The sequence below is a fragment of the Agromyces sp. NPDC057865 genome (assembly GCF_042796995.1).
Lineage (GTDB): Bacteria > Actinomycetota > Actinomycetes > Actinomycetales > Microbacteriaceae > Agromyces.
This window is the reverse complement of the sequence record NZ_JBHVMJ010000001.1, coordinates 181,701-204,906: the sequence shown is the minus strand read 5'-3', so window position 1 is coordinate 204,906 and position 23,206 is coordinate 181,701. Positions and strand designations below refer to the sequence as shown.

At 72.7% G+C, this 23,206-nt stretch carries 22 protein-coding genes; 10 read left to right on the top strand and 12 right to left on the bottom strand.

All coding sequences use genetic code 11. The features are described from left to right. The first annotated feature begins 23 nt into the window (after window positions 1-23). Together ACFVN5_RS00895 and ACFVN5_RS00890 are read left to right on the top strand one after the other, a co-directional pair. Window positions 24-1,022, top strand: a complete 999-nt coding sequence (locus ACFVN5_RS00895) for a helix-turn-helix transcriptional regulator (RefSeq protein WP_376952747.1) — start codon at window positions 24-26, stop codon at window positions 1,020-1,022. A gap of 58 nt (window positions 1,023-1,080) precedes the next feature. Next, window positions 1,081-1,566, top strand: a complete 486-nt coding sequence (locus tag ACFVN5_RS00890; RefSeq protein ID WP_376952746.1) for a glyoxalase — start codon at window positions 1,081-1,083, stop codon at window positions 1,564-1,566. Here ACFVN5_RS00890 and ACFVN5_RS00885 read toward each other — a convergent pair. The 3 genes from ACFVN5_RS00885 to ACFVN5_RS00875 form a co-directional block, all read right to left on the bottom strand. Then, entirely contained in the window at window positions 1,563-1,973 is a 411-nt protein-coding gene (locus tag ACFVN5_RS00885) for an META domain-containing protein (protein ID WP_376952745.1), read from the bottom strand. The genes ACFVN5_RS00890 and ACFVN5_RS00885 overlap by 4 nt on opposite strands. Window positions 1,974-2,054: 81 nt before the next feature. Then, window positions 2,055-2,462 carry an META domain-containing protein gene (locus ACFVN5_RS00880; protein WP_376952744.1) on the bottom strand — a complete coding sequence of 136 codons (408 nt, stop codon included), beginning with the start codon at window positions 2,460-2,462 and terminating at the stop codon, window positions 2,055-2,057. A gap of 31 nt (window positions 2,463-2,493) precedes the next feature. Beyond that, window positions 2,494-3,459, bottom strand: a complete 966-nt coding sequence (locus ACFVN5_RS00875; protein ID WP_376954278.1) for a LysR substrate-binding domain-containing protein — start codon at window positions 3,457-3,459, stop codon at window positions 2,494-2,496. Window positions 3,460-3,616: 157 nt separating this feature from the next. Between ACFVN5_RS00875 and ACFVN5_RS00870 the strand changes: the two genes are divergently transcribed. Then, window positions 3,617-7,267, top strand: coding sequence for a proline dehydrogenase family protein (locus tag ACFVN5_RS00870; protein WP_376952743.1), 3,651 nt, complete (start codon window positions 3,617-3,619; stop codon window positions 7,265-7,267). A gap of 2 nt (window positions 7,268-7,269) precedes the next feature. Here the strand turns inward: ACFVN5_RS00870 and ACFVN5_RS00865 are convergent, their stop codons facing one another. Then, the gene (locus tag ACFVN5_RS00865; protein ID WP_376952742.1) at window positions 7,270-7,749 is read right to left on the bottom strand and encodes an ATP-dependent zinc protease; all 480 of its coding nucleotides are present in this window, start codon (window positions 7,747-7,749) and stop codon (window positions 7,270-7,272) included. Window positions 7,750-7,775: 26 nt separating this feature from the next. Between ACFVN5_RS00865 and ACFVN5_RS00860 the strand changes: the two genes are divergently transcribed. Continuing rightward, window positions 7,776-8,969 (top strand): RimK family alpha-L-glutamate ligase, encoded by a 1,194-nt coding sequence (locus ACFVN5_RS00860; protein WP_376952741.1) that lies wholly within the window; start codon window positions 7,776-7,778, stop codon window positions 8,967-8,969. A gap of 23 nt (window positions 8,970-8,992) precedes the next feature. Here the strand turns inward: ACFVN5_RS00860 and ACFVN5_RS00855 are convergent, their stop codons facing one another. From ACFVN5_RS00855 to ACFVN5_RS00845, 3 genes are all read right to left on the bottom strand, one after another. Next, entirely contained in the window at window positions 8,993-9,379 is a 387-nt protein-coding gene (locus tag ACFVN5_RS00855; RefSeq protein WP_376952740.1) for a GntR family transcriptional regulator, read from the bottom strand. Window positions 9,380-9,381: 2 nt separating this feature from the next. Continuing rightward, complete coding sequence (locus ACFVN5_RS00850) at window positions 9,382-9,819, bottom strand: Lrp/AsnC family transcriptional regulator (RefSeq protein WP_148732865.1); 438 nt, start codon at window positions 9,817-9,819, stop codon at window positions 9,382-9,384. 99 nt (window positions 9,820-9,918) lie between these two features. After that, window positions 9,919-10,551 carry a TetR/AcrR family transcriptional regulator gene (locus ACFVN5_RS00845; protein WP_376952739.1) on the bottom strand — a complete coding sequence of 211 codons (633 nt, stop codon included), beginning with the start codon at window positions 10,549-10,551 and terminating at the stop codon, window positions 9,919-9,921. Window positions 10,552-10,641: 90 nt separating this feature from the next. Between ACFVN5_RS00845 and ACFVN5_RS00840 the strand changes: the two genes are divergently transcribed. The 3 genes from ACFVN5_RS00840 (at window position 10,642) to ACFVN5_RS00830 (ending at window position 14,738) form a co-directional block, all read left to right on the top strand. Beyond that, on the top strand, window positions 10,642-12,297 hold the full coding sequence (locus ACFVN5_RS00840; protein WP_376952738.1) for an amidohydrolase: 1,656 nt from the start codon (window positions 10,642-10,644) through the stop codon (window positions 12,295-12,297). A gap of 13 nt (window positions 12,298-12,310) precedes the next feature. Beyond that, window positions 12,311-13,672 carry an APC family permease gene (locus ACFVN5_RS00835; RefSeq protein ID WP_376952737.1) on the top strand — a complete coding sequence of 454 codons (1,362 nt, stop codon included), beginning with the start codon at window positions 12,311-12,313 and terminating at the stop codon, window positions 13,670-13,672. Between the two features lie 265 nt (window positions 13,673-13,937). Beyond that, window positions 13,938-14,738 (top strand): LLM class F420-dependent oxidoreductase, encoded by an 801-nt coding sequence (locus tag ACFVN5_RS00830; protein WP_376952736.1) that lies wholly within the window; start codon window positions 13,938-13,940, stop codon window positions 14,736-14,738. 18 nt (window positions 14,739-14,756) lie between these two features. Here the strand turns inward: ACFVN5_RS00830 and ACFVN5_RS00825 are convergent, their stop codons facing one another. Beyond that, window positions 14,757-15,254, bottom strand: coding sequence for a hypothetical protein (locus ACFVN5_RS00825; RefSeq protein WP_376952735.1), 498 nt, complete (start codon window positions 15,252-15,254; stop codon window positions 14,757-14,759). 54 nt (window positions 15,255-15,308) lie between these two features. Next, window positions 15,309-16,103, bottom strand: coding sequence for a hypothetical protein (locus tag ACFVN5_RS00820; protein WP_376952734.1), 795 nt, complete (start codon window positions 16,101-16,103; stop codon window positions 15,309-15,311). Window positions 16,104-16,447: 344 nt separating this feature from the next. Here ACFVN5_RS00820 and ddaH point away from each other — a divergent pair, with 344 nt between their 5' ends. After that, window positions 16,448-17,308, top strand: a complete 861-nt coding sequence (ddaH, locus tag ACFVN5_RS00815) for a dimethylargininase (protein WP_376952733.1) — start codon at window positions 16,448-16,450, stop codon at window positions 17,306-17,308. Beyond that, the gene (gene rocD, locus ACFVN5_RS00810; RefSeq protein WP_376952732.1) at window positions 17,305-18,612 is read left to right on the top strand and encodes an ornithine--oxo-acid transaminase; all 1,308 of its coding nucleotides are present in this window, start codon (window positions 17,305-17,307) and stop codon (window positions 18,610-18,612) included. The genes ddaH and rocD overlap by 4 nt, the downstream gene beginning before the upstream one ends. A 15-nt stretch (window positions 18,613-18,627) precedes the next feature. Here the strand turns inward: rocD and ACFVN5_RS00805 are convergent, their stop codons facing one another. Beyond that, window positions 18,628-19,362, bottom strand: a complete 735-nt coding sequence (locus ACFVN5_RS00805; RefSeq protein ID WP_376952731.1) for a DUF4097 domain-containing protein — start codon at window positions 19,360-19,362, stop codon at window positions 18,628-18,630. Window positions 19,363-19,526: 164 nt separating this feature from the next. On the opposite strand from ACFVN5_RS00805, the gene ACFVN5_RS00800 reads away from it, so the two are divergent. Continuing rightward, window positions 19,527-20,306 carry a polyprenol monophosphomannose synthase gene (locus ACFVN5_RS00800; RefSeq protein ID WP_376952730.1) on the top strand — a complete coding sequence of 260 codons (780 nt, stop codon included), beginning with the start codon at window positions 19,527-19,529 and terminating at the stop codon, window positions 20,304-20,306. A gap of 15 nt (window positions 20,307-20,321) precedes the next feature. On the opposite strand, the gene ACFVN5_RS00795 is transcribed toward ACFVN5_RS00800, so the two are convergent. Both ACFVN5_RS00795 and ACFVN5_RS00790 read right to left on the bottom strand, forming a co-directional pair. After that, window positions 20,322-21,605, bottom strand: coding sequence for an ROK family protein (locus ACFVN5_RS00795; RefSeq protein WP_376952728.1), 1,284 nt, complete (start codon window positions 21,603-21,605; stop codon window positions 20,322-20,324). 53 nt (window positions 21,606-21,658) lie between these two features. After that, on the bottom strand, window positions 21,659-23,197 hold the full coding sequence (locus tag ACFVN5_RS00790) for a carboxylesterase/lipase family protein (protein WP_376952726.1): 1,539 nt from the start codon (window positions 23,195-23,197) through the stop codon (window positions 21,659-21,661). Window positions 23,198-23,206 lie beyond the last annotated feature (9 nt).

Sequence of the window (23,206 nt, the reverse complement as noted above, 5' to 3'; positions counted from 1 at the left end):
CGGATGCGCGAGATACTCGGAACATGGCCGCGACCACCTCGAGGACCCTCGAGCTCCTCTCCCTCCTGCAGAGCCATCGGCACTGGTCGGCTCGTGAGCTCGTCGACCGGCTCGACGTCTCGGAGCGCACGCTGCGCCGCGACGTCGAGCGCCTGCGCGAGCTCGGCTACGGCATCGAGTCGATGCGGGGGAGCGCGGGCGGATACCGGCTCGAGGCCGGCACCGGGCTCCCGCCGCTGCTGCTCACCGACGACGAGGGCGTCGCGATCGCCGTCGGACTGCGCTCGCAGGCCACCGCCGGACTCCGCGGCGCCGAGCACACGACCCTGAGCGCGCTCGCGAAGATCGAGCAGGTGCTGCCGCCCGCGCTGCGCCGGCGCATCGACGCGCTGCAGTCGCACGCGACGGTCGCGGTCGGCCGGGCACCGGGCGGCGATGGCGGCAGGGGCCGCCCGGCCCCCGAGATCGACACCGAGCTCCTCGGCCTCCTCGCGCTCGGGTGCCGCGACTCCGAGCGGCTGCGCTTCAACTACACGGATGCCGCGGGCGAGCCGAGCTCGCGGGTCGTCGAGCCGTATCGCCTCGTGCCGGTCGCCCGGCGCTGGTACCTCCTCGCCTGGGACCGCCAGCGCGAGGACTGGCGCACGTTCCGGCTCGACCGCATCAGCGACGTGTTCCAGACCCGCGTGCACTTCGAGCCGCGGCCGATGACCGACGAGGCGGCGCGCGCCCGGGTGGAGTCCGCGATCCGCTACCGCGACCGCACCGTGCGCGCCCGGGTCGTGGTGGAGCTGTCGCGAGCGGAGCTCGTCGACCGCCTCGGGTGGTACGGCCGCGACGTCGTGGAGGACGGGCCCGACCGCTGCGTCTGGCCGCTCGAGGCCGACGCGGTCGAGAACCTCGTGATGGCGCTCATGTGGCTGCCGCGCGGCGCGGCCTACCGTGTCGAGGGGCCGCCGGAGGTGCTGGCGTTCCTCGCGGAGCAGGCCGGGCGGTTCGCGGCGGCCGCGGCATCCGACTGAGCTCGCTCGTCAGTCGACATGTCTTGCGGATGTCGGCGGCTGGGCGTTGGCTGGCCGCATGGACATCGCATTCGTGGCGGGCTTCGGCCCCATCGGCAGTGCCGACTCGTCATCGGCCGACTTCTGGCGCGGCGCCTTCGGGATCCCGTTCAGCGAGGACGGCGGGTACTTCCACACCGAAGAGCTCGGGGGCGTCAACGCGTTCGCGATCTGGCCGCTGAGCCAGGCCGCCGAGGCGACCTTCGGCACCACCGAGTGGCCCGCCGACCGCCCGGTGCCGCAGGCGTGGATCGAGTTCGACGTCGACTCGCCGGCGGCCGTGGCCGAGGCGGTCGAGGAGCTCCGCGCGGGCGGGCACGAGATCCTGGTCGGCGCCCACGAGGAGTCGTGGGGGCAGACGACGTCACGCCTGATGAGTCCAGAGGGGCTGCTCGTCGGCGTGAGCTACACGCCATGGATGCACGACGTGGAGCCCGCAGGGAACGTGATGATCGGGTACGACCCCGAGCTCGACGACGGCGGCGCGGGCCTCGGGCACGCCTAGTTGACCGTCGGCTCGTCCGACGTGCGCTCGAGCTGCCCGATCTCCGAACCGTCCTGGCCGAGCACGGTCATGGTCGTGTCGGCGATGGTCGCGGCGGTGAGGCCCGAGAGCCAGTCGTCGACCCCCTCGCAGAACATCCGCGTCATGGCGACGTCCTCGAAGAGCACCTGCTCGCCCTCGTCGACCGACCACGAGCCCGACAGGGTGTTGCAGCCGTCGCTGCCGCTGAGCTTTCCACCGTCGGCGAGCGAGAGGAACGGCTCAGACTCCTTCGACGGGTCGCCCCAGGTGCCGACCGGGTCGATGTCGCCGCCCTTGGCGGATCCCTGGACGCCGAGGCAGCCCGTGAGCGCGAGCAGGGCGATCGCCGCGCCGGCCCCGATGATGACGTTGCGCATCCTGGTCATGGCCGCAGCGTAGTCCGGCGGGCACGGCGCACCGCGAGCACCCGCCGGGTTGCGACGAGGGCGCGAACGGCCTCGGCCGGACTAGGTGGCGGGCGTGTCCGAGGTGCGCTCGAGCTGCCCGATCTCCGAGCCGTCCTGCCCGAGCACCGTCATGGTGTCGCCCGAGATGGTCGCGGCGTCGAGGTGGGCGAGCCAGTCGTCGACGTCCTCGCACGCCTTCATGGTCGACGCGACGTCCTCGAACAGCACCTGCTCGCCCTCGTCGACCGACCAGGAGCCGGTCAGGTTGTTGCAACCGTCGCTGCCGCTGAAGCTGCCGTCGTCCTCGAGCTCGAGGTACGGCGACGCGTCCTTCGACGGATCCCCCCACGTGCCGGTCGCATCGACCGAGCCGCCACGGGCCGAACCCTGCTCCCCCAGGCAGCCCGCGAGCGCGAGCACGGCGAGCACGGCGACGCCGGCTCCGATCAACTTCCGCTTGCTGGCCATGCTCGCAGCGTAGACCTGACCGGCCCGCACTTCACGCGTGGGCGGCGGTGGCGTCGTGGCCGTTCCGGGGCGGGCCCGTGCGGGCCGCGGCGCGGGCGAGCGCGTCGCGCACGGCGACCACGGCGGGTCGTCCGGCCGCCGCGTGACGCGCGGAGGAGAAGACCTCGCGGTGGGGGTCGCCGGGCAGGGGAGCGAGCAGCACGCTCGGACCCTCGTCGGCCCAGAGGAGGTCGGGGAGCAGCCCGACGGCGTTGCCCGAGCTGATGAGGCGGATGTGCGCCATGAGGTCGGCGGTCTCAAAGCGCACGTCGGGCTCGAACCCGGCCGCGCGGCAGAGCTGCTCGGCCCACACCCGCGACGCGGTGCCGGCGGGCTCCATGACCCACGGGCGCCCGGCCGTCGCGGCGAGGGCAACGTTCGGGTCTCGAGAAGCGTCCGGCTCCGCCGGGCGCTCCTCCCGGGTGTTCGTGGGCACGGCGAGCCGGATCGCATCGGATGCGAGGGGAACGCGGTCGAGCTCGGGATGCCGCGGACGTGCGTACCCCGGGTACTGCTCGGCCACGACCAGGTCGAAGTCGCGTGCGGCCACCTCGAACAGCCCGGCCTCTGGCTCGCGTTCGGTGACCTCGACGCGCAGGCCGGGATGGGCGTCGGCGAGGAGCGTGAGCGCCTGCGGCATGACGGCGTGCGCCGCGGACTGGAACACCGCGATGCGCACCGTGCCGGCCACCGAGGTGAGCGACCGCGCGACCTCCGCCTCGGCCTCCTCGAGCCGGTCGAGCACCGCCTTGCCGTGCTCGACGAGCACGAGCGCCTGCGGCGTGAGCTGGACCCGCCGGCCCACCTGCACGAGGAGCGGAACGCCGGCCTCGCGCTCGAGCAGGCTCAGCTGCTGCGACACCGACGACGGGCTGTAGGAGAGGGCCTCGGCGACCGCCGCGAGCGTGCCGCGACGACTGAGCTCGACGAGCAGTCGCAGCCGTCGCACGTCGAGCATCGCGACCTCCTGGAGCCTCACCGGATCATTCGACTATACCGAACAGTATGCGTCGGATTCGTTCGCTGTACCGAACAGACATCGCACCGCACACTGGTAGGCGACAAGGCGCGCGAACCACGGCGCGCCCGGAGCAACGGAGACTAGCCTCGTGACCATGACCAACGCCGCCACGGGACTCGCGCCGGCCACCGACCACGTCGTCGCACTGGTGCGACGCTGGCTCGCCGAGAGCGCAGAGCACCCCGTCGACCCCGCCGCAGAGCGCCTGGCCGGTGTGCTGAAGGACCCGAACGGGCTCGCCTTCACCGTCGGCTTCGTCGACGGCGTGATGCGCCCCGAAGACCTCGGGGTCGCCGGCCGCAACCTCGAGCAGGTCGCGAAGCTGACGCCGAAGTTCCTGCCCTGGTACCTGCGCGCGGCCATCCGCGTCGGCGGCGTCGTCGCCCCGGTGCTCCCGTGGGCCGTCATCCCCATCGCGCGCCGCGTGCTGCGGCAGATGGTCGGCCACCTCGTGCTCGACGCCACCCCGGCGAAGCTCGGCCCCTCGATCGCGATGCTGCGCGAGTCCGGCAACCGCCTCAACCTCAACCTGCTCGGCGAGGCCGTCCTCGGCGAGGACGAGGCCGACCGCCGACTGCGCGGCACCTACGAGTTCCTCGCGCGCGACGACGTCGACTACGTGTCGATCAAGGTGTCGAGCGTCGTGAGCCAGCTCTCGATGTGGTCGTTCGACGAGGCCGTCACGAAGGTCGTCTCGAAGCTCACGCCGCTCTACGAGCTCGCCGCCAAGGCTTCGACGGGCTCAGCCGGCGGTCGGGGGAAGTTCATCAACCTCGACATGGAGGAGTACCGCGACCTCGACCTCACCATCGCGGTCTTCACGACGCTGCTCGACCAGCCGCAGCTGCGCGGCCTCGAGGCCGGCATCGTGCTGCAGACCTACCTGCCCGACGCGCTCGGCGCGATGCAGGAGCTCACCGCGTGGGCGATCGCGCGACGCCAGGCCGGCGGCGCTCCCATCAAGGTGCGCGTCGTGAAGGGCGCGAACCTCGCCATGGAACACGTCGACGCCGCGATCCACGGCTGGCCCACCGCGACCTACGGCACCAAGCAGGACTCCGACACCAACTACAAGCGCGTGCTGCACTGGTCGATGACCCCCGAGCGCACCGACGCCGTGAAGCTCGGCGTCGCAGGCCACAACCTGTTCGACGTCGCGCACGCCTGGCTGACCGCCCGCGAGCGCGGCGTCGAGTCGCGCGTCGAGTTCGAGATGCTCCTCGGCATGGCCACCGGGCAGGCCGAGGCGGTGCGCCGCGACGTCGGCAACCTGCTCCTCTACACGCCCGTCGTGAACCCGACCGAGTTCGACGTGGCGATCGCCTACCTCATCCGCCGGCTCGAGGAGAACGCGAGCCAGGACAACTTCATGTCGGCCGTGTTCGAGCTCGACAGCGACCAGGGCCTCTTCGAGCGGGAGCGGCGCCGCTACGAGCGCTCGCTTGCCGCGCTCGAGGGCGACTCCGGTCGGGTGCCCGCGCCGAACCGCACGCAGAACCGTCGCTCCGAGTGGTCGCAGGAGTCGCTCGCGGCCGCCATCGCCGTGCCCGACGCCCCGGCGCCCGGCACCGAGCACGAGGACGACGCATCGCTCACGAGCACCGTGCTCGAGCTCACCCGCGGCTCCCGCGGCGAGCCGGGCCTGTTCGGCGACACGGGCGAGATCGAGGGCGACCTCGAGGCCCCGAGCGCGGCCGGCTCCGGCGCGACCCCCGGCTTCCGGAACGAGCCCGACACCGATCCGGCCCTCGCCGCGAACCGCGAGTGGGGCCGGCGCATCCTCGCCCGCGTTCCCGAGACGCGCCTCGGCCTCGAGACCATCGCCCGGGCCCGCGTCGACGACGAGGCCACCCTCGAGTCGATCATCGCCACCGTCGCCGCCAACGGTCGGGCGTGGGGCGAGCTGCCCGGCGCCGAGCGCGCCGCGGTGCTGCACCGTGCGGGTCTCGCGCTCGCCGCGAACCGCGACCGCCTCATCGAGGTCATGGCCGCCGAGACCGGCAAGACCATCGCCGAGGCCGACCCCGAGATCTCGGAGGCGATCGACTTCGCCCACTACTACGCCGAGCGCGCCCGCGAGCTCGACCACGTGCAGGGCGCCGTCTTCGTGCCGCCGAAGCTCACCGTCGTGACGCCGCCGTGGAACTTCCCCGTCGCGATCCCGGCGGGCGGCGTGCTCGCCGCGCTCGCCGCGGGCTCGGGGGTCATCATCAAGCCCGCGAAGCTGGCGCAGCGCTCGGGCGCCGTCATGGTCGAGGCGCTCTGGGAGGCCGGCGTGCCGCGCGAGCTCCTCGCCCTCGTCGACATCGGCGAGCGCGAGCTCGGCCGCGAGCTCGTCTCGCACCCCGCGGTCGACCGCGTCATCCTCACCGGTGCGTACGAGACGGCGCAGCTGTTCCGTTCGTTCCGCCCCGACCTCCCGCTGCTCGCGGAGACGAGCGGCAAGAACGCGATCATCGTGACGCCGTCGGCCGACCTCGACCTCGCGGCATCCGACGTCGTGAAGAGCGCCTTCGGCCACGCCGGCCAGAAGTGCTCGGCCGCGTCGCTCGTGATCCTGGTCGGCTCGGTCGCGAAGTCGGAGCGGTTCCGCCGCCAGCTCGTCGACGCCGCGACGTCGCTGCGCGTCGGCTACCCCGAGCACCCCCAGAGCGTCATGGGCCCGATCATCGAGCCCGCCAACGGCAAGCTGCTGCACGCGCTCACCCAGCTCGGCATCGGCGAGGAGTGGCTCGTCGAGCCGAAGCAGCTCGACGGCACCGGACGCCTCTGGTCGCCCGGCATCCGCGACGGCGTCGCGCCCGGGTCGTACTTCCACCTCACCGAGTTCTTCGGCCCGGTGCTCGGCGTCATGCACGCGAAGGACCTCGACGAGGCGATCCGCCTGCAGAACGCCGTCGACTACGGCCTCACCGCCGGCCTGCACTCGCTCGACTCCGAGGAGGTCGCGCACTGGCTCGACCGCGTCGAGGCGGGCAACCTCTACGTGAACCGCGGCATCACGGGCGCCATCGTGCAGCGCCAGCCGTTCGGCGGCTGGAAGCGCTCGGCCGTCGGCGCCGGCGCCAAGGCCGGCGGCCCGAACTACCTGTTCGGCCTCGGCGAGTGGATGCCGCAGCACGGCGCCATGTCGAGCACGCTGCACCTGCGCGGGCTCGAGAAGCGCGTGTCCGAGCTCATCGAGGCGTCGCAGCCGGCGCTCGAGTACGAGGCGTTCGAGGTGCTGCGCCGGTCGGCACTGTCCGACGAGGTCGCCTGGGCCGAGGAGTACGGCACGGTCAAGGACGTCTCGGGCGTCGGCGTCGAGCGGAACGTGTTCCGCTACCGGTCGCTGCCCGTCACCGTGCGCATCGGCGAGGCGTCGACGCTCGCCGAGGGCCTGCGCGTCATCGCGGCCGGCCTGCTCGCGAAGTCGCACCTCACCGTGTCGACGGCGATCGAGCTGCCGAAGGGCGTGCGCACGCTCCTCCAGGCCCGTGACATGCGGCTGATCCGCGAGGGGGATGCCGCGTGGCTCGCGCGCGTCGCGAGGGAGGGCGTGGGCTCGACCCGCGTCCGCCTCATCGGCGGTGGCGCGTCCCAGCTCGCGACGGCGCTCGGCGGCACCCCGGATGTCGCGGTGTGGTCGCACCCCGTGACGCCCTCGGGCCGCGTGGAGCTGCTGCCGTTCCTCCACGAGCAGGCCGTGTCGATCACGAACCACCGGTTCGGCAACCCGACGACGCTGAGCGACGGGGTGATCTAGGGTCAGCGACCGCGGTTCTGGCGGCGGACGCGTCGAGGGGCGCGTCCGCCGAGGAACGACTCGCCGGCGGCGACGAGGAACCCGTCGCGCAGCGCCTCACGGCCGATGAGCATGCGGAAGCCCATCTCGTCGCGGTTGCTGAGCGTCATCTCGACGGTCCGCGTGCGTCCGTGCAGCGTCACGTCCATCAGCACGACGATGCGCTCCTCGGAGTGGCCCGACGAGCTGCGCACCGTGCGGCGGTCGTGCACGGGGATCTCGACGACGACTGCGTCCTCGTCGCTCTCCTGCCAGGGACGCACGCCGAACCGCACCGAATCGGTGCCGTCGTCGGCGCGGAACTCCTCGACGTCGAACGCGTGGAGCGACGACGTGCGCGCCCCCGTGTCGATCTTCGCCTTGATCCATGGGACTCCCGCACCGGGCAGGGTCACCCATTCGCGCCATCCGACGATGGTGGTTGAATAGGGGGGCTCTGTCACCCGAACATCTTCGCAGGGACTCAAGGATGAAACTGGCGATCCTCTCGCGCGCCCCGCAGGCGTACTCCACGCAGCGACTCCGGGCGGCGGCGCAGCAACGAGGGCATGAGGTGAAGGTCCTCAACACGCTGCGCTTCGCGATCGACCTCACGGGCCCCGAGCCCGACCTCCAGTACCGCGGCCGTCCGCTGTCCGACTACGACGCGATCCTGCCGCGCATCGGCAACTCGATCACGTACTTCGGCACCGCCGTGGTGCGCCAGTTCGAGCAGATGGACGTCTACACGCCGAACACCGCGAACGGCATCACGAACGCCCGCGACAAGCTCCGCGCGAACCAGATCCTGAGCCGCCACAACATCGGCATGCCCGCCACGGCGTTCGTGCGCAACCGCGCCGACGTGCGCCCGGCGATCGAGCTGGTGGGCGGTGCGCCCGTCGTGATCAAGCTGCTCGAGGGCACGCAGGGCATCGGCGTGATCCTCGCGCCCGAGGTGAAGATCGCGGAGGCGATCATCGAGACGCTGCACTCGACGAAGCAGAACGTCCTCATCCAGCGCTTCGTGAAGGAGAGCCGCGGTCGAGACATCCGTGCGCTCGTCATCGGCGACCGAGTCGTCGCGGCCATGCGCCGCGTCGCGAGCGGCGACGAGTTCCGCTCCAACGTGCACCGCGGCGGCACCGTCGAGCCCGTGGAGCTCACGCCCGACTACGAGCAGGCCGCCGTGCGCTCGGCGCAGATCATGGGCCTCAAGGTGGCCGGCGTCGACATGCTCGAGGGCAACGACGGGCCGCTCGTCATGGAGGTGAACTCGTCGCCCGGCCTGCAGGGCATCGAGACGGCGACGAAGCTCGACGTGGCCGGCGCGATCATCGACTACATCGCGAACCAGGTGGCGTTCCCCGAGATCGACGTGCGGCAGCGGCTCACGGTCTCGACGGGGTATGGCGTCGCCGAGCTCCTCGTGCACGGCGCCGCCGACCTCGTCGGCAAGACGCTCGGGGAGTCGGGCCTCTGGGACCGCGACATCACGGTGCTCACGCTGCACCGCGGCACGACGGTCATCCCGAACCCGCGCAAGGGCGTCGTGCTCGAGTCCGAGGACCGCCTGCTCTGCTTCGGCAAGCTCGAGGAGATGCGCTCGATGATCCCCGAGCGCCGCCGCCGCCGCGCCAAGGTGCGCAAGCTCCCGAAGGAGCCGATCCCCGAGGCCGTCTGAGCGGATGCCGCGGCCGGCAGCGCTCAGCGCGGGGCGTCGAGCGCGGACGCGACGAGCGCCAGGGCCGTCGCCCGGTCGACGCCGAGGTGGTGCACGCGGTCGGCGAAGGCGAGCGCGGCGAGCTGCGCCTCCTGCGTGGCGGGGTCGCCGGTCGCGGCGATGAACGTGCCGGCGCGTCCGCGGGTCTCGATGACGTGGTCGGACTCGAGGGCGCGGTAGGCCTTCGCGACGGTGTTCACCGCGAGGTCGAGCTCGACCGCGAGGGCGCGCACCGTCGGCATCCGCGTGCCTGGGGCGAGTGCTCCGGATGCCACGCCGTCGACGACCTGGCGACGCAGCTGCTCGAAGGGCGGCACGTCGTCGTCGTGGCGGATCGTGAACGAGACCGCGCCGCCCGCGGCATCCGCCATCGTCAGTCCCGGTTGCGGTTCACGAGTCGCGAGAGCACGATCGCGCTGCGGGTGTGGTCGACGTTGGGGGCGATGCGCACGCGTTCGAGCGCATCCTCGAGCGAGGTGATGTCGCGCGCGCGCATGTGCACGATCGCGTCGGCGCTGCCGGTGACCGTGCCGGCGTAGACGACCTCGGGCACGCCCTGCAGGATGCGCTGCAGCTCGTCGGGCGCGACGGTGCCGCGGCAGAACAGCTCGACGTACGCCTCGGTGCTCATGCCGTCGACGGTCGGGTCGACCTGGATGGTGAACGAGCGGATGACGCCGTCGGCGACCAGGCGGTCGACGCGACGCTTCACGGCCGACGCCGAGAGGCCCACGGACGACCCGATGTCGCCGTACCCCGCTCGCGCGTTCTGTCGGAGCAGGTCGAGGATGGCGCGGTCGAGGTTGTCCATGCTTCGGAGTGTACGCCGATTCGTTGCGCTCACCCAGGGGTTGACGCCGGATTCCTGCGTGGCGCGTCGGAAAGCGGCTGCCGACGTTACCGCCCCTGGTCAGGCGTGGAGACCCGCGCCGGCGGCGTGCCGCACCCGGAGGCCGGCGAGCAACGCGGCGAGGCCGATCTCGAAGGCGCGGCGGGCGCCGAACGCGTCGCCGAGCGACGGGTCGAGCGCCGCCCGGAACGCCGCGTGCTCGGACGGCACCGAGCCCTGCTCGAGCAGGTCGCCGGGCGCCACGATGTCGATCGCCGAGCCGAGCACGTGCGCCTCGACGGTACGCATCACGGCGACGGCGTCGCCGACCGGCCAGCCCGCCTCGACGAGCGCACCGATGACGCGGTCGTACATGCCGAGCGTGGAGACGTCGCGGATCGGGGTCGTCGCGAGCAGCAGGATGACGTTCGGGTGCGCCGCGAACGCCGCGAGGTACGACCGGGCCCAGGCCTCGAGCGCGGCATCCCACGGCTCGGCTGCGAAGGCCCTCGTGTCGATCTCCTCGACGATGCGGGCGCGCACGGCCTCGATGAGGTCGCCGCGACTCGCGACGTGGTTGTAGAGCGAGGAGACCTGGCGGTCGACGCGCTTCGCGAGCGCGCGCATCGAGAGCGCCTCGCCGCCCTCCTCGTCGATGAGCTCGAGCGCCGTGGTGACGAGCTGGTCGCGGTTGACACGTGTCACGATTTCCATCCTCGGTCTTCCCTCGCTTGAGGCGAGAGTGTACAGTCACCTTCACTCGAATACGAACACTGTTCGTATGAACGCGAAGGACCCGGTGCAGTGACCTCGACCCTCTTCCACGGCGGCACGATCTGGCGCGGAGCCGACGAGCCGACGGCCGCGGCGGTCTTCGTCCGCGAGGGCATCGTCGAGGCGCTCGACGCCGCCGCCCGTCGCCTCGCTGTCGATGCGGAGGCGGCGGGGGAGCAGGTGGAGCAGGTCGACCTCGACGGCGGCTTCCTCATGCCGGCGTTCGGCGACGGGCACGCGCACCCGCTGTTCGGCGGGCTGGAGGCCGAGGGTCCCGACGTGCGCTCGTGCACCTCCATCGCGGCGATCGTCGACGAGGTGCGGCGCTACGCCGAGGCCCACCCCGAGGTCGCGTGGATCCAGGGCGCCTCGTACGACGGCAGCCTCGCCGAGGACGGCCTCTTCGACGCGCGCTGGCTCGACGAGGCGGTGCCCGACCGTCCGGTCGTGCTGCGCGCCTGGGACTACCACACGGTGTGGTGCAACTCGCGAGCGCTCGAGCTCGCCGGCATCGACGCCGACACCCCCGAGCCCGTGCTGGGCGAGATCCCGCGTCGCGCCGACGGGTCGCCGTTCGGCACGCTGCGCGAGTGGGGCGCCGTCGAGCTCGTCACCGATGTCGCGTCAGCGCGTCCCGTCGAGGAGCGCCTGCGGGCGCTCGAGCGCGCCGCCGAGTACTACCTCGCTCGTGGTGTGACGTGGGTGCAGGACGCCTGGGTCGAGCCGGCCGAGCTCGACACCTACCTCGAGGCCGCGGCGCGCGACCGGCTGCGCATCCGCTTCAACCTCGCGCTCTACGCCGACCCGCGCCGCTTCGCGACCCAGCTGCCCGCGTTCGTCGAGTCGCGTCGCCGGGTGACGGATGCCGCGTCGCCCCTGCTCACTGCGAACACCGTGAAGTTCTTCGCCGACGGCGTCGTCGAGAACGAGACGGGTGCCCTGCTCGAGCCGTATTGCTCGGCGCTGCACAAGCACGGGATGTCGGTCTGGAGCGCCGAGGACCTCGCCGAGGCCGTGCGCGCGGTCGACGCGGCCGGCCTCCAGGTGCACATCCACGCGATCGGCGACGCCGCGGTGCGGCAGGCGCTCGACGCCATCGAGCACGCCGTCGAAGCGAACGGGCCGCGCGACCGCCGCCCGGTCATCGCGCACGCCCAGCTCGTCGACGACGCCGACCTCGACCGGTTCGCGCGGCTCGGGGTCATCCCGAACATGCAGCCGCTGTGGGCCCAGCTCGACGCGCTCATGACCGTGCTGACGGTGCCGCGGCTCGGTTCGGAGCGCGCCGACAAGCAGTACCGCATGCGCTCGATCGAGGCATCCGGTGCCCGGCTCGCGTTCGGCTCGGACTGGCCCGTCTCGTCGGGCGACCCGCGCGAGGGCATCGCCGTGGCCGTGAGCCGCCGCACGCCCGAGGGCGACCCGGCCGGCGGGTGGACGCCGCAGGAGATCCTGCCCGTGGCGCTCGCCCTCGACGCGTACAGCACCGCCGTCGCGCACCAGGCGTTCGCCGACGCGACGGATGCCCCGTGGGGCCGCATCGAGCCCGGCGCCGCCGCCGACCTCGTGCACCTCGCGGCCGACCCGCGGGAGCTCGATCCCGCCGAACTCCCCGACCTCCCCGTGCGCGCGACCTGGCTCGCGGGGATCCCCCGATACCGAGGCGAACGCCTCCCGACCCCCTGAAAGGTCACCACCCATGTCCCAGGCCGCGATCCCCGCCACCGACGTCGGAACGGATGCCGCGCCCAAGCTGAAGCGAGTACTCGGCGTCCCGTCGCTGGTGCTCTTCGGCCTCGTCTACATGGTGCCGCTCACGGTGTTCACCACCTACGGCATCGTGACCGAGATGACCGGCGGCCGCGTCGCCGTCTCGTACCTCATCACCCTCGTCGCCATGCTGTTCACGGCGCGCTCGTACGCCCGCATGTCGGTCGCGTACCCCTACGCCGGCTCGGCCTACGTCTACACGCAGCGCAGCTTCGGCGGCGGGGTCGGCTTCCTCGCGGGCTGGTCGCTCATGCTCGACTACCTGTTCCTGCCGATGATCAACTACCTCGTCATCGGCATCTACCTCGAGGCGGCCTTCCCGGCGGTGCCGGCGTGGGTGTTCATCCTCGCGTCGATCGTGATCGTCACCGTGCTGAACGTCATCGGCATCGTCTCGGTGGCGCGGGCGAACGTCGTGATCATCGCCGTGCAGGCCGTGTTCATCGGCGCGTTCGTCGTGTTCGGCCTGGCGTCGCTGTCCGGTCAGCAGGTCGACCCGCTCGCGCCGTTCATCGGCGACGGGACGGTCGAGGGACCGGGCGTGCTCTTCGCGGGCGCCGCCGTGCTGTGCCTCTCGTTCCTCGGCTTCGACTCGGTGTCGACGCTCGCCGAGGAGGCGAAGGAGCCGACCCGCTCCGTGCCGCGCGCGATCATGATCACCACCATCGCGGCGGGCGTCATCTTCATCGGGCTGTCGTACCTCGCGCAGCTGGTGTTCCCGTCGAATGTCTTCACCGACGTGGACTCCGCCGCGCTCGACGTGATGCAGACCGCGGGCGGCGAGTTCCTCGCGGTGTTCTTCACGGCGGCGTACGTCGCGGGTGCCGCAGGCTCGGCGCTCACGTCGCAGGCGTCGGTGTCGCGCATCATCTACGCCATGGGCCGCGACGGCGTGCTGCCCACACGCGTCTTCGGCCGCCTCTCGGCGCGGTTCAAGACCCCGGTGGTCGCCGTGCTCTGCGTGTCCGCGGTGTCGCTGCTCGCGATCTGGATCGACCTCGGCCTCCTCGCCGGCATGATCAGCTTCGGCGCCCTGGTCGCGTTCTCGGTCGTGAACCTCTCGGTCATCAAGCACTACTACCTCGACCGCAAGGAGCGCGCCGGCATCCAGGTGCTGCGCAATCTCGTGCTGCCGCTCATCGGCTTCGCGCTCACCGTGTGGCTGTGGACGAGTCTCTCGGTCGAGACCTTCATCGTGGGCCTGTCGTGGCTCGCGATCGGCGTGGTGCTGCTCGCGATCGTGACGCGCGGGTTCCGGCGTCCGACGCCGATGCTCGACCTGAAGGAGTAGGCCCGGGGGAAGCGGGGAACGGATGCCGCGGGCCGACGTGCGCCCGCGGCATCCGTCTGCTTGCGGCATCCGTGAGCTCGCGGCATCCGTGTGCCTGCGGCATCCGTGTCGCTCATGGGCTCGAGCGCGAGATCGAATGCAGGAAGAATCCTGCGACACGCCGGAGCGGCCCACCGCTTCACCGGCGTGTCGACCGGTTCTTCCTGCATTGCGCTCGATGGCAACCCCGGCAGCCGCTTTCCGGAACGCGCCTAGGCTGGACGGCATGCCCGTCGACTCCCGCGTGCGCCTCGGAATCCAGGTGCAGCCGCAGCACGCCCACTACCCGGCCATCCGCGACACCGTCCTGCGCCTCGAGGACCTCGGCGTCGACATCGTCTTCAACTGGGACCACTTCTTCCCGCTCTCGGGCGATCGCGAGGGCCTGCACTTCGAGGCGTGGACGATGCTCGGCGCCTGGGCCGAGCAGACCGAGCGCGTCGAGTTCGGCACGCTCGTGAGCTGCAACTCGTACCGCAACGCCGACCTGCAGGCCGACATGGCCCGCACGCTCGACCACATCTCGGCGAAGGACGGCGTCGGCCGGTTCATCTTCGGCACCGGGTCGGGCTGGTTCGAACGCGACTACGACGAGTACGGCTACGAGTTCGGCACGCCGGGCACCCGCCTCAACGCGCTCGCGAGGGCGCTGCCCCGGGTCGAGGCCCGCTGGGCGAAGCTGAACCCGGCGCCGACCCGCAAGATCCCGGTGATGATCGGCGGCAAGGGCGAGCAGAAGACCCTCAAGATCGTCGCGCGGCATGCCGACATCTGGCACTCGTTCGTCTCACCCGACGAGCTCGGCCACAAGCTCGACGTGCTGAAGCGCTGGGGCGACGAGGTGGGCCGCGACGTGTCGGAGATCACGGTGTCGAACGAGCTCACCCGCCGCCACGTCGACCTCGACTACGCCGATGCGCTCTACGACGCCGGCGTGCGACTGTTCACGCTCGGCGTCTCGGGCCCCGGCTACGACCTGTCCGCGGTGCCCGAGTGGCTCGCGTGGCGCGACGCGAAGAACGGCTGACCGGGGCGGTCGTCGGCGTCACCGCGGCGTCAGCTCGGCGGTGCCGTCGGGCCGGATGATCCCGCGAACGAGCCCGCTGCCGGGCACGGATGCCTCGACCTCGAGCCCACCGACGGGGAACAGCCCGTCGTGCGTGCAGCTCGAGGTGGTGAACCGCCCGGGCCGCGAGATGACGGCGCAGACCGCGGAGCCGCCGCGCAGTCGCGCGATGTAGAGGGCGACGCCGTCGGGACGCGTGCGGAGCAGTCGGTAGTCCGTCGGCGCGACGGGGTCGCGGGGGTACGCGTCGCGTGGCGCGTCCGCCGACGTCGGCGCTGCGTCGTACGGGCTCAGCACGGCCGTCTCGGCGATCGGCACGACGGCGGCCTCACCGCCCGACGGTGTCGACTGGGACGTCGTCCAGCCCACGAGCGCCCCGAGCAGCAGCGCGGTCGCCAACACGGCGATCGCCCACCCCGGCGGCCTCGGCCCGCTGGTGCCGCTCCGGTCGTCCCGACCGGTGAAGGGACCGGCCATGCGATCAGGATGCCTCGCGTGGCGGTCCGCGGCAAGGGGGTCCGCCGCGCTCGCTCAGTCGGCCGGCACGGTCACCAGCACGGCGCCGTCGGCGTGCCATTCGGCGCGCACCGAGCGGTGGCCAGGAATGCCCATCTCCGTCCAGAGCATTCCGTCGCGGAAGACGCCCTGCTGCGTGCAGGTCCCGCCTGCTCCGCCGTCGCGCACGATCAGGAGGCACAGGTCGTCCGGGCCGCCGCCGGACGATCCGCCCGGCACCGGCTTCGCGCCGTAGACGCCGACGCCGTCGGCGGTGGTCGCGAGCAGCCGCAGGGTCGACGTGTCGAGCCATCCGTCGGCCCAGCCCTCCTCCGCAGTCGGGGGAGGCGTGTCCGCGGGCTCCGCGGCCCGGTCGAACACCCGGTACGCGGGCGTCTCGATCACCGACAGCGTGGACCCGTCGGGCGTGCCCGTGCCGATCGATGCTGCCGCTCCGACGGGCTGGCCGACGGCTGCGGGCTCGGATGGCGCCGTGCGAGTGCCGAGCTGCCAGCCGACCGCGATGCCGACGAGCAGGGCTGCCGTGCCCGCCGCGACCGCCCAGCGGAACCGGCGCACGGATGCCGCGTCGGACGCCGCGATCCACTCGGATACGGCACGCGTCGAGCCGGTCGGCGTCTTCTCCCGGACGGGCTCGGGCGCCTCGGATGCCGCGCCGTCCCGCCCGTCCGCCGCGGCCGCGGCCGCGGCGGCGTGCCGCAGCGCGTCGAGCTCGGCCAGCGCGGCTGCCCGCTCCCCGCTGCTCGCGACGGCGCCGTACGCGATCCGCTGGAGATGCCGCAGCCGATCGTCGTGGGCGGGATCGTCCAAGTGCGGCCTCCATCGGTCCGTCCGGCCGAAGGGAGCCGGGTCGCCCAACAGGATGCACCACTCCGGGCGCGTGAGCAACCGCTCTCACGCGGGCCCCGCGGCATCCGCCGTGCGGCATACGCACGAAAGCGGCGAAACGGGTCGGAACGGGCAGGAACATTGCGCGTGACGCTCGGAACTTCGGCGACTTCGGCGTCACACTGAGAGTGGCGTCCCGACGGCGGTGCAACCCGAACATCGTCGTCGGGGCTCGCAAGAGCGACCTGGTCCGCCGACATTGCGAACAGTGCCGATGTCGCCCCGCAACGGTGCGCCGTGACATCCGCAGAGCCCTGAGGAGTGAGATGTCGAGCGTGATCGAGACCGAGGAACAGGCGGCCACGCGGCCCGAGCGGCGCCCCACCGGACGCAGCGTGCTGATGTGCCGCCCCGAGCACTTCACCGTCGTCTACCGGATCAACCCGTGGATGAACCCGGCCGAGCCGACCGACACCGACGTCGCGCTGGCGCAGTGGCAGGTGCTGCACGACACGTACCTCGAGCTCGGCTACGACGTGCACCTCATCGATCCGATCGCGGGGCTGCCCGACATGGTCTACGCCGCCAACGGCGGGTTCGTGATCGACGGCATCGCCTACGGTGCGAAGTTCACCCACCCCGAGCGCCAGCCCGAGGGACCCGCGTACATGCGGTGGTTCCGCGAGCAGGGCTTCGACGTGCGCGAGCCCGAGGAGGTGAACGAGGGCGAGGGCGACTTCCTCCTCGTGGGCGACGTGATCCTCGCGGGCACGGGCTTCCGCAGCGACTCGCAGTCGCACGGCGAGCTCGAGCGCATCTTCGGCCGCGAGGTGGTCACCCTCCGCCTCGTGGACCCGAGCTTCTACCACCTCGACACCGCGGTCGCCGTCCTCGACGGCACGCCCGGCCGCGAGCACATCGCCTACCTGCCGAGCGCGTTCGACGGGGCATCCCTCGCCGTGCTGCAGGAGCGCTACCCCGACGCCATCATCGTGAACGAGACGGATGCCGCGGTGCTCGGCCTCAACTCGTTCAGCGACGGCTGCAACGTCGTGATCGCCTCGCGCGCCATCGACTTCGAGCGGCAGCTGTGCGAGCACGGCTACAACCCGATCGGCGTCGACCTCTCCGAGCTGCTGCTCGGCGGGGGCGGCGTGAAGTGCTGCACCCTGGAGCTGCGCCGATGACCACCGCATTCGACCGCCCTTCGACGAGCTCAGGGACCGCGACGAGCTCAGGGACCCCTTCGACGGGCTCAGGGACCGCTTCAGGGACCGATTCGGGGACCGCCGACGCGATCGCCCTGGAGGACCAGCACGCGGCCCACAACTACCACCCCCTCCCCGTCGTGGTCGCCTCGGGCGAGGGTGCGTGGGTCACCGACGTCGAGGGCCGCCGGTACCTCGACTGCCTCGCCGCCTACTCCGCCGTGAACTTCGGGCACGGCAACCCGCGTCTCGTCGCCGCGGCGCGCGAGCAGCTCGACCGCATCACGCTGACGAGCCGCGCGTTCCACAACGACCGGCTCGGGCCGTTCGTCACCGAGCTCGCCGCGCTCTGCGGCAAGGACCTGGTCCTGCCCATGAACACGGGTGCCGAGGCGGTCGAGTCGGCGATCAAGGTCGCCCGCGCATGGGGCTACCGCGTGAAGGGCGTGGCGCCGGATGCCGCGAACATCATCGTGATGGCCGGCAACTTCCACGGGCGCACCACGACGATCATCTCATTCAGCGACGACCCCGACGCGCACGACGACTTCGGGCCGTACACGCCCGGCTTCCGGATGGTGCCCTACGGCGACGCGGCGGCGATCGCGGCGGCGATCGACGAGAGCACCGTCGCCGTGCTCGTCGAGCCGATCCAGGGCGAGTCGGGCATCATCGTCCCGCCCGCCGACTTCCTCCCCGAGGTGCGCCGCATCACCACCGAGCGGAACGTGCTGCTCATCGCCGACGAGATCCAGTCGGGCCTCGGGCGCGTCGGCGCCACGTTCGCGTGCGACCTCCTGGGCGTCGTGCCCGACCTGTACCTGCTCGGCAAGGCGCTCGGCGGCGGCATCGTGCCCGTCTCGGCCGTGGTCGGCGACGCCGACGTGCTCGGCGTGCTCCGACCGGGGCAGCACGGCTCGACGTTCGGCGGCAACCCGCTCGCCGCGGCGGTCGGCCTCGAGGTCGTCCGCATGCTCGCGACGGGGGAACCGCAGGCACGGGCACGGGAGCTCGGCGCCCACCTGCACGCGCGCCTCGAGCGCCTCGTCGGGCACGGCGTGGTCGCGCTGCGCGGCGCTGGGCTCTGGGCGGGCATCGACATCGACCCCGAGCTCGCGACCGGCCGGCGGGCGTGCGAGGCACTCATGCGCCGCGGTGTGCTCGCGAAGGACACGCACGGCTCGACGATCCGGCTCGCGCCGCCCATCGTGGTGGAGCCGGCCGACCTCGACTGGGCGGTCGACCAGCTCGAGGCGGCGCTCGACGAGCTGCGGGGCGCCTGAGCCGCTGTCCCCGGCTCAGTCCTCCCGCACCGTGATCGACCCGTTCGAGGTCCGGAGGTCGAGCGTGAACCGGCCGTCGGGATCGTTCGCGACCTGGAGGTCGGTGCCTCCGTTCGAGGTCTCCGTCGCGATCCGGTAGCTGTCGGCCGGGACGGTGAGCTCGATCGCGCCGTTCGAGGTGCGCGCCTCCACGTCCTGCGCGGTGCCGAGCTCCAGGTCGATGGCGCCGTTCGACGACTCGGCCCGGATGCCGTCGCCGTTCAGGTCGTCGCCCTCGATGCGCCCGTTCGAGGTCTCGACGTCGATCGTCCCCTGGACGTCCTCGAGCTCGATGCGGCCGTTGCTCGTGCCCACCTCGACCTGGCCCACGTCGCGGAGCTTGATCGCCCCGTTCGAGGTCTGCCCGCGCACGTCGGCGCCGGCGGGCACGTCGATCGTGTACTCGACCGAGCACCGGGGGCCGCAGCCGCGCAGCTCGAGCGTGTCGCCCTGCACCGAGTGGGTCTCGCCCTCGGGGCGCTCGCCCCGGTACGAGACCTTGCGCGCCACGGTGGTCTCCGTCGCGCCCTCGGCGCCGCGCACGGTGACGCTGCCCTGGTTGTCGGAGATCTGGACGGTCGCGATCGCGTCCTCGACGGTCGCCGTATCGCTGAAGGTCTTGGGCGGGGCGAGGAACGCGCACCCGCCGAGCGCGCCCGCAACGAGGACGGTGGCCGCTGCCGCCACGGCAGCACGGAGCATCCGGTTCATGAGGGCCCCCCTCGGGCTCGTCGGCGACTTCCCCCCGACGTGCCGATGGTACCGCGCGGGCCCGGCGGCGACCACCGGCCCGGCCCACCGGCGCCGGGCGGTCAGCGAGCGGATGCCGCGGGCGGCTACGATAGCGCGGAACGCCCGCCGAGGTGAGGGAGCGAATGGCCGGCACACTCGTCGTGATCCCGACCTACAACGAGCGCGAGAGCCTCGCCGACACGATCGCCCGCGTGCGCGGGGCCGTGCCCGAGGCATCCGTGCTCGTGGTCGACGACAGCTCGCCCGACGGCACGGGCGAGCTCGCCGACGGGCTCGCCGCCGCCGACGTCGCCGTGCACGTGCTGCACCGGAGCGCGAAGGACGGCCTGGGCGCCGCCTACCTCGAGGCGTTCCGCTGGGCGCTCGAGCGCGGATTCGACCCGATCGTGCAGCTCGACGCCGACGGGTCGCACCTGCCCGAGCAGCTGCCGCGCCTGCTCGCGGCGCTCGAGCCGACGGATGCCGCGGGCGGCGCCGACCTCGTCATCGGCTCTCGATGGATCCCGGGCGGGTCCATCGAGAACTGGCCGCGCCACCGCGAGCTGCTGTCGCGGTGGGGGAGTGCCTACGCGCGGATGGTGCTGCGGCTGGACACTCGTGACGCCACGGCCGGGTACCGGGCCTTCCGCGCCGACGCGCTCCGCCGCATCCGGCTCGAGGACGTGCACACGCGGGGCTACGGGTTCCAGGTCGACATGCTCTGGCACGCCCGCGAGGCGGGCCTCACGGTCGTCGAGGTGCCCGTGACGTTCGTCGAGCGCAAGCTCGGTAGCTCGAAGATGAGTCCGGCGATCGTGATCGAGGCGATGCTGCGGGTGACCGGCTGGGGGCTCACGTCGCTGTTCGGGCGCCGCCCGCAGCCCGCGAACAACAGCGGCTCGGCCGGGCGCTCGCGCACCTGACGCGTTCGCGGCGATTCAGCCGGCCAGCAGGAGCGGCTCGGCGAGCAGCCGCTCGCGTGCCTGCCAGCGCGCACCCACGAGGGCGGCGTCGGGTCCGACGCGCGCCGCCGCGATGAGGGGGATCGCCTCGAGCGCGCCGCCGCCGATCGCAGGGCGGTTCGAGCGATACGCGGTGTCGATGTCGGCGATGAGTCGGCCCCAGTAGCCGCCGACCACGACGACCGCGGGATCCACGGTCGGGGCGACGAGCTGCAGCGCGCGGCCGATCCAGTGCGCGGCGTCGAGCCACGACCAGCGCGACCGGTCCTCGGCGGCCGCGATGCGCGTCACGAGCTCCTCGAGCGCCGCCGTGCGGCCGCGCGTCGCCGCGAGGTGGTCGAGTCCGGCCCGCTCGAGCACGACGTCGGGCGACGCGACCGTGACGAGGCATCCGCGCTGACCGCATTCGCAGCGCACGCCGTCCTGCAGCACGGGCAGGTGCCCGAACGTCGCGGCGAGCCCGTGTGCGCCGAGCAGCGGGACACCGCCCGCGACGACCGCCGCCGTCACGCCCGTGTCGCCCGAGACGTAGAGCACGTCGTCGACGCCGGGCAGTTCGGCGTGCTCGGCCACCGCGGCCGCGACGGCGGCCGACTGCAGCGTGAGGGGCAGGAGGAGCGACGGCTCGACCGGCGCGAGGCCCGGGACGCGGGCGCGCAGCTCGCCGAGCACGTCGACCGGCTCGGGGCCGAGCCTGCCGTCGTTCACGACCACGGGCGGCGTGCCCGCGACCGCACCGTCGACGAGCACGGTGACGTCGGCGATCGGGCGCTCGGCGCGCTCGGCCCAGCCGAGGGCTCGCGCCAGGGCGATGCCGTTCGCGTCGAGGGCGAGGGCCGAGGCCGGCGGCGCCGGTGGCATGGGCGGGGCGTCGACGGGGGCGGGCTCGTCGTCGACCACCACGATCGCGACGTCGAACCGGGCGAGCTCGTCGCCCGACAGGCTGGCGACCGTCGCCACCGCCTCGTCGACGCGGAGCACGCTCGTGACGACCACGTGGTCGCCTGCGGCGAGCGAGAGCGGGGTCGACCGCCCGTCGCCCGTGGGATCATGCTCGACCGGTCGCACGATGCCCGCTTCGATGAGTCGGGCCGTGAGTCCGGCGATCGCCCCGCGTCCGAGGCCCGTCGCGTGGGCGAGTTCGCTGCGCGTGGCACTGCCGTGGGCCACGAGGTGTTCGAGGACGAGGGTGGAGTGCTCCCGATGGACGCCCAGCGGGCCGGTCGACGTGGGAACGGATGTCTCGCCGACGTTCGTCATGTCGCAAGCATGCAACCGCGCATCACCGCCGGTCACGTACCCCGTTCAGGGGGTCAGGCGTCGAGCAGTGCCGAGACCTCCGCGTAGCCGTCGCGTGCGTCGACGATGTCCGGGTCGTCCCAGACGCGGATGACCCGTGCCGAATCGGTCCACCGCGCCCACCCCGGGTTCCCTCGCGTGACGAACGCGACGGCGGCCGCGTGCACGGAATCGGCGAGCGCTTGCGGCGGATTCGGCCCGGCGAGCGGCTCCACGCGTTCCGAGTCGAGGCAGTCGAAGAAGAACGGCACGTCGAGGCAGTGCACGGATGCCGCGAATTCCGGCGACCGCCACGCGAAGCGGTACACCCAGGTCGGGGCATCCGCGCGCAGGCTCGCGACCTGCGGAACGGTCGTGCGGAAGACCCGGTCGGTGACGTAGCGCCCGAGCACGAACGCGGTGCCCCGCGACCGCACGTCGCGGTTCGCGGCGAGCCACGCCTTCCGGGTCGCCGTCGGCATGCCCATGCGGCGGAGCGCGAGGCCGGCGGGGACCCAGCGCAGCTTGGCCTTCGCGGGCGTGAACGCCATCGTGAACTCGTCGTCGGTGGCGCCGAGCACGAGCGGGATGCCTGCGCCGACGCCGGCCGCGATGGATTCGCGCGTCGGGCGCGGGATGAGGTCGCCGTCGACGGCCGGTCCGAGCGTCAGGCCGTCCTCGAGCAGGGCGCCGAGCTGGGAGGCGTCGTCGCCGTCGGGCCGGGTCGCCTGCTGCTGCAGCTCGATGATCCGGTCGGGATCGAGCGTCGAGAGTCCGGCGCGGGTCGGCTCCACGCCGCCGAGCTCGGCGACCCGGCGGCCGATGCGCTCAGCGCGATCGGCGGCGACGTCGGCGGTGGCGCCCGAGATCGCGTAGACGCCGTGGAACAGGCCTTGGGCGCGCGGCATCCCGAGCAGCGTGAGCACCGCCCCGCCGCCGGCCGACTGGCCGGCGATCGTGACCCGGCCGGGATCGCCACCGAACGCCGCGATGTTGTCGCGCACCCACTCGAGCGCGAGCAGCCAGTCGAGCACGCCGCGGTTCATCGGCGCGTCGGAGATCCAGCCGAACCCGTCGAAGCCGAGCCGGTAGGAGATCGTCACGGTGACGACCCCGTCGCGGTTGAAGGCGCGCCCGTCGTACCAGGGGCTCGCGGGCGACCCCGCGAAGTACCCGCCGCCGTGGATCCAGACCAGCACCGGGAGCGCCTCGCCCGGCTCCGCCTCCAGGGGGGACGGCGTGAAGACGTTGACGTTGAGCGTCGACTCGCCCGGCACCGACGGCTCGGGGATGAGCGTCACGCCGGGGTCGCCGCGCTGCGCGGTCGCGCCGAACTCGAGGGCGTCGAGCACGCCGTCCCAGGGTGCCTTCGGCGCCGGCGCCGCGAACCGGAGCTCGCCGACCGGCGGCTCGGCGAACGGGACGCCGAGGAAGGCCGCCGAGCGGTGGCCCGCGGCCCCGTCGACCGGCGCCGCCCCTTCGACGGGCTCAGGGAACGCCGCCCGCCACCGGCCGCGGACGCGGCCCGCCCGGGTGTCGACCTCGACGAGGGTCTCGGTGCTGGTCTGGGTCACGGTGATGCT

Coding starts and splice junctions, on each gene's coding strand:
- ACFVN5_RS00895 (WP_376952747.1), top strand. CDS start 24: ATGGCCGCGACCACCTCGAGGACCCTCGAGCTCCTCTCCCTCCTGCAG.
- ACFVN5_RS00890 (WP_376952746.1), top strand. CDS start 1,081: ATGGACATCGCATTCGTGGCGGGCTTCGGCCCCATCGGCAGTGCCGAC.
- ACFVN5_RS00885 (WP_376952745.1), bottom strand. CDS start 1,973: ATGACCAGGATGCGCAACGTCATCATCGGGGCCGGCGCGGCGATCGCC.
- ACFVN5_RS00880 (WP_376952744.1), bottom strand. CDS start 2,462: ATGGCCAGCAAGCGGAAGTTGATCGGAGCCGGCGTCGCCGTGCTCGCC.
- ACFVN5_RS00875 (WP_376954278.1), bottom strand. CDS start 3,459: ATGCTCGACGTGCGACGGCTGCGACTGCTCGTCGAGCTCAGTCGTCGC.
- ACFVN5_RS00870 (WP_376952743.1), top strand. CDS start 3,617: ATGACCAACGCCGCCACGGGACTCGCGCCGGCCACCGACCACGTCGTC.
- ACFVN5_RS00860 (WP_376952741.1), top strand. CDS start 7,776: ATGAAACTGGCGATCCTCTCGCGCGCCCCGCAGGCGTACTCCACGCAG.
- ACFVN5_RS00855 (WP_376952740.1), bottom strand. CDS start 9,379: ATGGCGGATGCCGCGGGCGGCGCGGTCTCGTTCACGATCCGCCACGAC.
- ACFVN5_RS00850 (WP_148732865.1), bottom strand. CDS start 9,819: ATGGACAACCTCGACCGCGCCATCCTCGACCTGCTCCGACAGAACGCG.
- ACFVN5_RS00845 (WP_376952739.1), bottom strand. CDS start 10,551: ATGGAAATCGTGACACGTGTCAACCGCGACCAGCTCGTCACCACGGCG.
- ACFVN5_RS00835 (WP_376952737.1), top strand. CDS start 12,311: ATGTCCCAGGCCGCGATCCCCGCCACCGACGTCGGAACGGATGCCGCG.
- ACFVN5_RS00830 (WP_376952736.1), top strand. CDS start 13,938: ATGCCCGTCGACTCCCGCGTGCGCCTCGGAATCCAGGTGCAGCCGCAG.
- ACFVN5_RS00825 (WP_376952735.1), bottom strand. CDS start 15,254: ATGGCCGGTCCCTTCACCGGTCGGGACGACCGGAGCGGCACCAGCGGG.
- ddaH (WP_376952733.1), top strand. CDS start 16,448: ATGTCGAGCGTGATCGAGACCGAGGAACAGGCGGCCACGCGGCCCGAG.
- rocD (WP_376952732.1), top strand. CDS start 17,305: ATGACCACCGCATTCGACCGCCCTTCGACGAGCTCAGGGACCGCGACG.
- ACFVN5_RS00805 (WP_376952731.1), bottom strand. CDS start 19,362: ATGAACCGGATGCTCCGTGCTGCCGTGGCGGCAGCGGCCACCGTCCTC.
- ACFVN5_RS00800 (WP_376952730.1), top strand. CDS start 19,527: ATGGCCGGCACACTCGTCGTGATCCCGACCTACAACGAGCGCGAGAGC.
- ACFVN5_RS00795 (WP_376952728.1), bottom strand. CDS start 21,605: ATGACGAACGTCGGCGAGACATCCGTTCCCACGTCGACCGGCCCGCTG.